The organism is Pseudomonas sp. AOB-7 (genome assembly GCF_003696305.1).
Lineage (GTDB): Bacteria > Pseudomonadota > Gammaproteobacteria > Pseudomonadales > Pseudomonadaceae > Aquipseudomonas.
The window spans coordinates 200,621-207,176 of sequence record NZ_RFFK01000008.1 but is presented as its reverse complement, the minus strand read 5'-3'; the positions used below and the strand labels follow the sequence as shown (position 1 = coordinate 207,176).

The following is a 6,556-nucleotide window of genomic DNA, read 5'->3' as shown; positions in this document are numbered from 1 at the left end:
GTCATGGCGTTGGGGTGGTAGGGCAGGTTTTCCTCCAGCAGGCGCATGTCGCGCGCCCAGTCGAAGGCGACCGGCAGGCGGCCGTCGAGCAGCAGCTCGCCGCGCTCGAGCAGCGTGGCGATGCGCGGGGCGATCTGCGCCGGGTCGATGCGATCCGGCCACTCGCCCATCAGGCCCATGATCACCGCACGGTCGCTGCCGTGGCCGACGCCGGTGGCCGACAGCGAGCCGTACAGGCGCACTTCGATGCGCCGCACCCGCGCCAGCAGCTGGCGCTCGCGCAGCGCCTCGACGAACAGCGCGGCGGCGCGCATCGGCCCCACGGTGTGCGAGCTGGACGGCCCGATGCCGATCTTGAACAGGTCGAATACGCTGATGGCCACGGCGGCAACCTCGTTGGATTGAGTCGGCGCCCATGATCGGGGTTTCGGCGCCCCGACCACGCCTGACACCGACTCGGGCTTGTCCAAACGCGTCGTCGTCGCCGACTGCATGGATACAGGAAGTAGAGCGAGGCCGGTCTGTTTTCGGCATGTCGAGGTCGCATTGCGCCCTCCTCGGCGGCGCGGCTTGCGCTGTACTGGCGTGCACGCCCGCCAGGCCAAGCCGCTCCCCAACCAGGCAAGGACGATCCATGAACAGACTCGCACACTGGCTGCTCGCGCTCACCCTGCTCGGCTCCAGCAGCCTGCACGCCACCGAGGCCGCTCGCTGCGAGCTGGTGCGCCTGCCCGACGTCGGCTGGACCGACATCACCATGACCACCGCGGTGGCCCGCCTGGTGCTCGGCGAACTCGGCTACCGCACCCAGATCAAGCGCCTGTCGCTGCCGGAGACCTACCGCGCCCTCGCCGAAGGCCGGATGGACGTGTTCCTCGGCAACTGGATGCCGGCACAAGCCGAACTGATCCAGGCACACCTGGACAGCGGCCGGATCGAGCTGCTGCACACCAACCTGCCGGCCGTGCGCTACACCCTGGCGGTGCTGGCCCCCGGCTACGAGGCCGGGTTGCAGGATTTCGCCGATATCCACAAGTTCAAGGAGCAGCTCGGCGGGCAGATCTTCGGCATCGAGCCCGGCAACGAGGGCAACGAGATGGTCAAGGCGATGATCCGCGACGACCGCTTCGGCCTGCGCGGCTTCAGCCTGGTGGAGTCCAGCGAGAGCGGCATGCTCAATCACGTCGAACGCGCCCAGCGCCTGGGCAAGTGGGCGGTGTTCCTCGGCTGGGAACCGCACCCGATGAACGAGCGCCTGCGCATGCACTACCTGGCCGGCGGCGACGAGTATTTCGGCCCCGACTTCGGCGCGGCGCAGGTCAATACCGTGGCGCGCGGCGGCTTCAGCGCCGAATGCCCGAACCTGACGCGGCTGCTGCGCAACATGACCTTCACCATCGCCGCGGAGAACCAGCTGATGAGCGCGGTGCTGGAGGGCAATACCAACCGCCGCCGGGTGGCCAAGGCCTGGATCGAGAACAACCCGCAGACCATCGCCGCCTGGCTCGCGGGCGTGACCCACCAGCGCGGCACACCCAGCGGCGGCCTCTTCGGCCTGTCGCCGGGGCACTGAAGCGCCCGGCGCGCCGAGCGCGGCGCAGCAGCCGTTGGCCGCTCGTGCGGCAAGGCCGCTTGGCCCAGGCAACGCTCCGATCGCCTCGTCCATTGCCCTCGCGGCATTTTTTTTCGATGGCGCCGCAGCCCCCGCGATACGCCGCCTGAAGCCTTCTCGCCGGGCCGCGAATCAGGCCCGGCGCGGCCTGCAGCCTTGGCCAAGGGCTAAAAAAGTCTGTTAAGGTTTTTTAAGGCTGCAGCTTGCAGTCAACGGCCACAGGCGCAGCGAACCGGCGGCGAATGCACGACAACCGGCGGCGGACGACGGCATGTCGTGGCGCAACACGTCAGAGTCGCAAATCGACAATTGCCGGGCCTCCAAGGCTATATCGTTGAGTCAGCCGATAACGTCGCTGCCGCCACTGCCCAGCAGGGCGGCAGACCAGAGCCCACACCTCTGGACCGAAGAACAGACAGCGCCGGCGCCCTCCCGACGGGCGCCGGACCAACAAGAAATTTCGGATGCACGCATGCGCCAGGACGGCGTATGAACCCCCAAGGGACTGGGTTTCGAAACACTGCCAGAGGGTTTGGAAAGCGGTTTGCAACACGGCAAGGCATGGGACACTCATCTGCACGATCGGGCAACGCACAGGGCGCACCGCGTCCATCCTGCGTGCGCTGCGGCGTGCCCGAGCGCCCCTGCCGCATCCCGGCGCAACTCGCTCGCCAACCCCCCGACATTCAGCACACACCCACACAGGCATCGGAAGTCTGACGCACCTGACGAACGCCCCGACGGCGCGCGCCAGCTTGTGCCAGTCTGAACAGGATGCCGATTGAAGGGGAAACGTCCCATGCAGTCTGGAAAGATCGTGGTCGAGCACCTGTACAAGGTCTTCGGCCCCAACCCACAAGAAGCCATCGAGCTGCTCAAGGAAGGTTGGAGCAAGGAGAAGATCCTCGCCGAGAAAGGCGCGGTGATCGGCGTCAGCGATGTCTCGTTCAGCGTCGAGGAGGGCGAGATCTTCGTCCTCATGGGCCTGTCCGGCTCCGGCAAGTCCACCCTGATCCGCCTGATCAACCGCCTGGTCGAACCCAGCGGCGGCGACGTCTACATCGACGGACAGAACGTCGCCAAGCTGCCGCAGTCGCAGCTGATCGACCTGCGTCGGCGCGACATGAGCATGGTCTTCCAGTCCTTCGCCCTGATGCCCTCGCGCAGCGTGCTGGACAACGCCGCGTTCGGCCTGGAAGTGGCCGGCGTCGGCCGCAAGGAACGCGAGCAGCGCGCCATGAACGTGCTCAAGCAGGTCGGCCTCGACACCTTCGCCCACAAGTACCCGCACGAGCTGTCCGGCGGCATGCAGCAGCGCGTCGGCCTGGCCCGCGCGCTGGCGGTGAACCCCTCGATGATCATCATGGACGAGGCCTTCTCCGCCCTCGACCCGCTCAAGCGTCGCGAGATGCAGGACGTGCTGCTGGAGCTGCAGAAGACCCACCGACGCACCATCATCTTCGTCTCCCACGACATCGAGGAGGCCATGCGCATCGGTAGCCGCATCGGCATCATGGAAGGCGGCAAGCTGATCCAGGTCGGCACCCCGCAGGAGCTGATCGACAAGCCGGCCAACGACTACGTGCGCAACTTCTTCGACACCGTCGACACCAGCCGCTACCTCACCGCCGGCCAGCTCAAGGCCGACAGCGTGCCTACCTACGTCTACAACGGCAAGGCGCCGGATGCGGCGAAGATCTGCAAGGAACTGCAGGCGCTGGACAAGCACTACGCCTTTATCGTCGACGAGCAACGCAATTTCTGCGGTTCCATCAGCCTGGAGAAGATCGCCCTGATGGTCGACGGCGACACGCCGCGGCCGCTGGAGACCACGGCCCTCAAGCAGGTGGTGCCGGTGCCGGAAAACATGCCGCTGGACAAGGTCATCGACCGCCTGGTGGACAACGAAGGGCCGATCCCGGTGGTCGACGCCGAGGGCCATTACTGCGGCGCCATCAGCAAGGGCCGGCTGTTGACCCGCCTGCAGGGGGAATCCCATGAGTGAGAAGAAACTCGACCTGGGCAGCTGGGTCAACGACGTCGTCCAGCACCTGCTGGACAACTACAGCGGCGCCTTCGACAGCGTCGGCAGCCTGGTCAGCGGCTTCTCCGAAGGCATCGAGCAGCTGCTGATGCTGCCGCCGGCCTGGCTGCTCATCGCCATCTTCGTCGGCCTCGGCCTGTGGCGCATCGGCGCGCGCTTCGCCGCCTTCACCGCGGTGTCGTTCATCCTCATCGTCATGACCGGCTTCTGGGAACAGACCGTGGTGACCCTCGGCCTGACCTTCTCCGCCACCCTGATCAGCCTGCTGCTGGGCATCCCGCTGGGCATCTGGGCGGCCAGGAGCGAGCGGGTGGCGCTGGTGATCCGGCCGATCCTCGACTTCATGCAGACCATGCCGGCGTTCGTCTACCTGATCCCGGCGGCCATGCTGTTCGGCCTCGGCCGCGTGCCGGGGATCATCGCCACGGTGATCTTCGCCATGCCGCCGGCGGTGCGCCTGACCAGCCTGGGGATTCGCCAGGTCAACAAGGAAATCATCGAGGCCGGCCAGTCGTTCGGCTGCAACGGCCGCCAGCTGCTGTTCAAGGTGCAACTGCCCAACGCCATGCCGTCGATCATGGCCGGGGTCAACCAGACCATCATGATGGCGCTGTCGATGGTGATCATCGCCTCCATGGTCGGCGCCGGCGGCCTGGGCAACGACGTGCTGGCGAGCATCCAGCGTCTCGACATCGGTCTAGGCTTCGAGAGCGGCATGGCCGTGGTGCTGCTGGCGATCATCCTCGACCGCATCACCGAGAGCTTCGGCACCAAGCAGACCGCCCGCGGCGGCATCTTTGCCTGGTTCAGCGGCAAGCTGCAGCGCCAGTAAACGTCATTTCACCTCACAGGGAACCGCAGATGAACACGATCAAGACCTCCGCCGCCCTCGCCCTGCTGACCTGCGCCCTGGCGCAGGGCGCCTGGGCCGCCGAGCCGGAAAGTTGCAAGCAGGTGCGTTTCGCCGAAATCGGCTGGGCCGACATCGCCGCCACCACCGGCGTGGCCATGACCCTGGTCGAAGGCCTGGGCTACCAGCCGCGCAAGATCATGGCCTCGGTGCCGATCGCCTTCACCGGGGTGAAGAACGGCCAGGTCGACGTGTTCCTCGGCTACTGGGCGCCGTCGATGGACGCGGTGATCGAGCCCTTCCGCAAGGACGGCGGGGTCAAGGTGCTGGAAAAACCCAACCTCGAAGGCGCCAAGTACACCCTGGCGGTGCCGACCTACGCCGCCGAGGCGGGGCTGAAAAGCTTCCAGGACATCGCCAAGTTCAAGGACCAGCTCGGCGGCAAGATCTACGGCATCGAGCCGGGTAACGACGGCAACCTGCTGATCGACGGCATGATCAAGGGCGACCAGTTCGGCCTCGGCGGCTTCCGCATGGTCGAGTCCAGCGAGGCCGGCATGCTGGTGCAGGTGTCGCGGGCGATCAAGAAGCAGGAGCCGGTGGTATTCCTCGGCTGGGCACCGCACCCGATGAACACCCAGTTCGACATCACCTACCTGGCCGGCGGCGACGAGGTGTTCGGCCCCGACTACGGCGCGGCCAAGGTTTACACCGTGGTGCCGCCGGACTACGAAGCGCGCTGCGCCAACGTCGGCAAGCTGCTCAACAACCTGCAGTTCAGCGTCGAGATCGAAAGCCAGCTGATGGAAAAGGTGCTGGAGAAGGAAAACCCGCAGGACGTCGCCAAGGCCTGGATCAAGGCCAACCCGGCGATCCTCGACCAGTGGCTGAGCGGCGTGACCACCTTCGACGGCCAGGACGGCGCGGCCGCGGTGAAGAAACACGTCGGCCTCTGACGCCACCCCGTATTCGGGCCCGGACGCGCATCCTCCGGGCCTGGAAACCTCCTCATCGATGCACGCGCGGTCGCGGCCAGACCGCGATGGGGAGGGCTTTGCCCGCGAACCGGCGGCCAGCAGCGACGGCCGGCGCGCCAGGCCCGCAATCAGAACGAGCCAGTCAACACCTTTGCAACTGCCACTCAACTGACGGAGCACCAAGATATGCGCGTACTCAAGCAACTCTGCCTCGGCGCCGCCGCCCTGGCACTCGGCCTGGGCAGCGCCCTCGCCGCCGACAAACCCACCCTGAAGATCGGCTACGTCAACGGCTGGGACGACAGCGTTGCCGCCACCCATGTCGCCGGCGAGATCCTGCAGAGCAAGCTCGGCTACCCGGTGGAACTCAAGCCGGTCGAACCCGCCATCATGTGGCAGGGCGTGGCCCGTGGCGACCTCGACGCCACCCTCTCGGCCTGGCTGCCGGCCACCCACGGCGAGTACTACGCCAAGCTCAAGGACAAGGTGGTGGTGCTCGGCGCCAACTACCAGGGCGCCAAGATCGGCCTGATCGTGCCCGACTACGTCGAGGCCAAGAGCATCGCCGACCTGGAGAAGTACGCCAAGGACTTCGACGGCAAGATCACCGGCATCGACGCCGGCGCCGGCGTGATGCGCCGCACCGAAGACGCCATCAAGCAGTACGAACTGACCAGCATCAAGCTGATGCCCAGCTCCGGCCCGGCCATGGCCACCGCCCTGACCCGCGCCGAGAAGGCGGGCAAACCGATCGTGGTGACCGGCTGGATTCCGCACTGGATGTTCGCCAAGTGGAAACTGCGCTTCCTCGAAGACCCGAAGAAGGTCTACGGCGATGACGAGCACGTCGACACCGTGGTCAACCCGGGCCTCGAGGCCAAGGCTGCCGACGCCACCGCCTTCCTCAAGAAGTTCTCCTGGAGCGGCGAGGAAGTCGGCGCGGTGATGCTGGCCATCCGCGACGGCGCCAAGCCGGAGCAGGCCGCCAAGGACTGGATCGCCGCCAACCCCGAGCGCGTCGCGGGCTGGTTGCAGTAAGGCTCAGACTGGCGTGAACACGAAGCGGGCTCAGG

The 6,556-nt window shown here is 66.7% G+C and carries 6 protein-coding genes; 5 read left to right on the top strand and 1 reads right to left on the bottom strand.

The window, feature by feature from the left end:
- The coding region (locus EA796_RS16510) for a serine dehydratase beta chain (protein WP_305956001.1) at positions 1-383 on the bottom strand (383 nt) is incomplete at its 3' end.
- A 251-nt stretch (positions 384-634) separates the two neighbouring features.
- On the opposite strand from EA796_RS16510, the gene EA796_RS16505 reads away from it, so the two are divergent.
- The 5 genes from EA796_RS16505 (at position 635) to EA796_RS16485 (ending at position 6,521) form a co-directional block, all read left to right on the top strand.
- Complete coding sequence (locus EA796_RS16505; protein WP_021443422.1) at positions 635-1,573, top strand: ABC transporter substrate-binding protein; 939 nt, start codon at positions 635-637, stop codon at positions 1,571-1,573.
- An 838-nt stretch (positions 1,574-2,411) separates the two neighbouring features.
- A complete protein-coding gene (locus EA796_RS16500; RefSeq protein WP_021443421.1) occupies positions 2,412-3,617 on the top strand; it encodes a glycine betaine/L-proline ABC transporter ATP-binding protein in 1,206 nt (401 codons plus the stop codon).
- Positions 3,610-4,488 (top strand): proline/glycine betaine ABC transporter permease, encoded by an 879-nt coding sequence (locus EA796_RS16495; protein WP_021443420.1) that lies wholly within the window; start codon positions 3,610-3,612, stop codon positions 4,486-4,488. The genes EA796_RS16500 and EA796_RS16495 overlap by 8 nt, the downstream gene beginning before the upstream one ends.
- A 29-nt stretch (positions 4,489-4,517) precedes the next feature.
- Entirely contained in the window at positions 4,518-5,462 is a 945-nt protein-coding gene (locus tag EA796_RS16490) for a choline ABC transporter substrate-binding protein (protein WP_122109389.1), read from the top strand.
- Positions 5,463-5,669: 207 nt separating this feature from the next.
- Positions 5,670-6,521, top strand: a complete 852-nt coding sequence (locus tag EA796_RS16485) for a glycine betaine ABC transporter substrate-binding protein (RefSeq protein ID WP_122109388.1) — start codon at positions 5,670-5,672, stop codon at positions 6,519-6,521.
- The last annotated feature ends 35 nt before the right edge of the window (positions 6,522-6,556 follow it).

Excerpts from the sequence above, each read along its gene's own strand:
- EA796_RS16505 (WP_021443422.1), top strand. The coding sequence starts at position 635 with ATGAACAGACTCGCACACTGGCTGCTCGCGCTCACCCTGCTCGGCTCC.
- EA796_RS16500 (WP_021443421.1), top strand. The coding sequence starts at position 2,412 with ATGCAGTCTGGAAAGATCGTGGTCGAGCACCTGTACAAGGTCTTCGGC.
- EA796_RS16495 (WP_021443420.1), top strand. The coding sequence starts at position 3,610 with ATGAGTGAGAAGAAACTCGACCTGGGCAGCTGGGTCAACGACGTCGTC.
- EA796_RS16490 (WP_122109389.1), top strand. The coding sequence starts at position 4,518 with ATGAACACGATCAAGACCTCCGCCGCCCTCGCCCTGCTGACCTGCGCC.
- EA796_RS16485 (WP_122109388.1), top strand. The coding sequence starts at position 5,670 with ATGCGCGTACTCAAGCAACTCTGCCTCGGCGCCGCCGCCCTGGCACTC.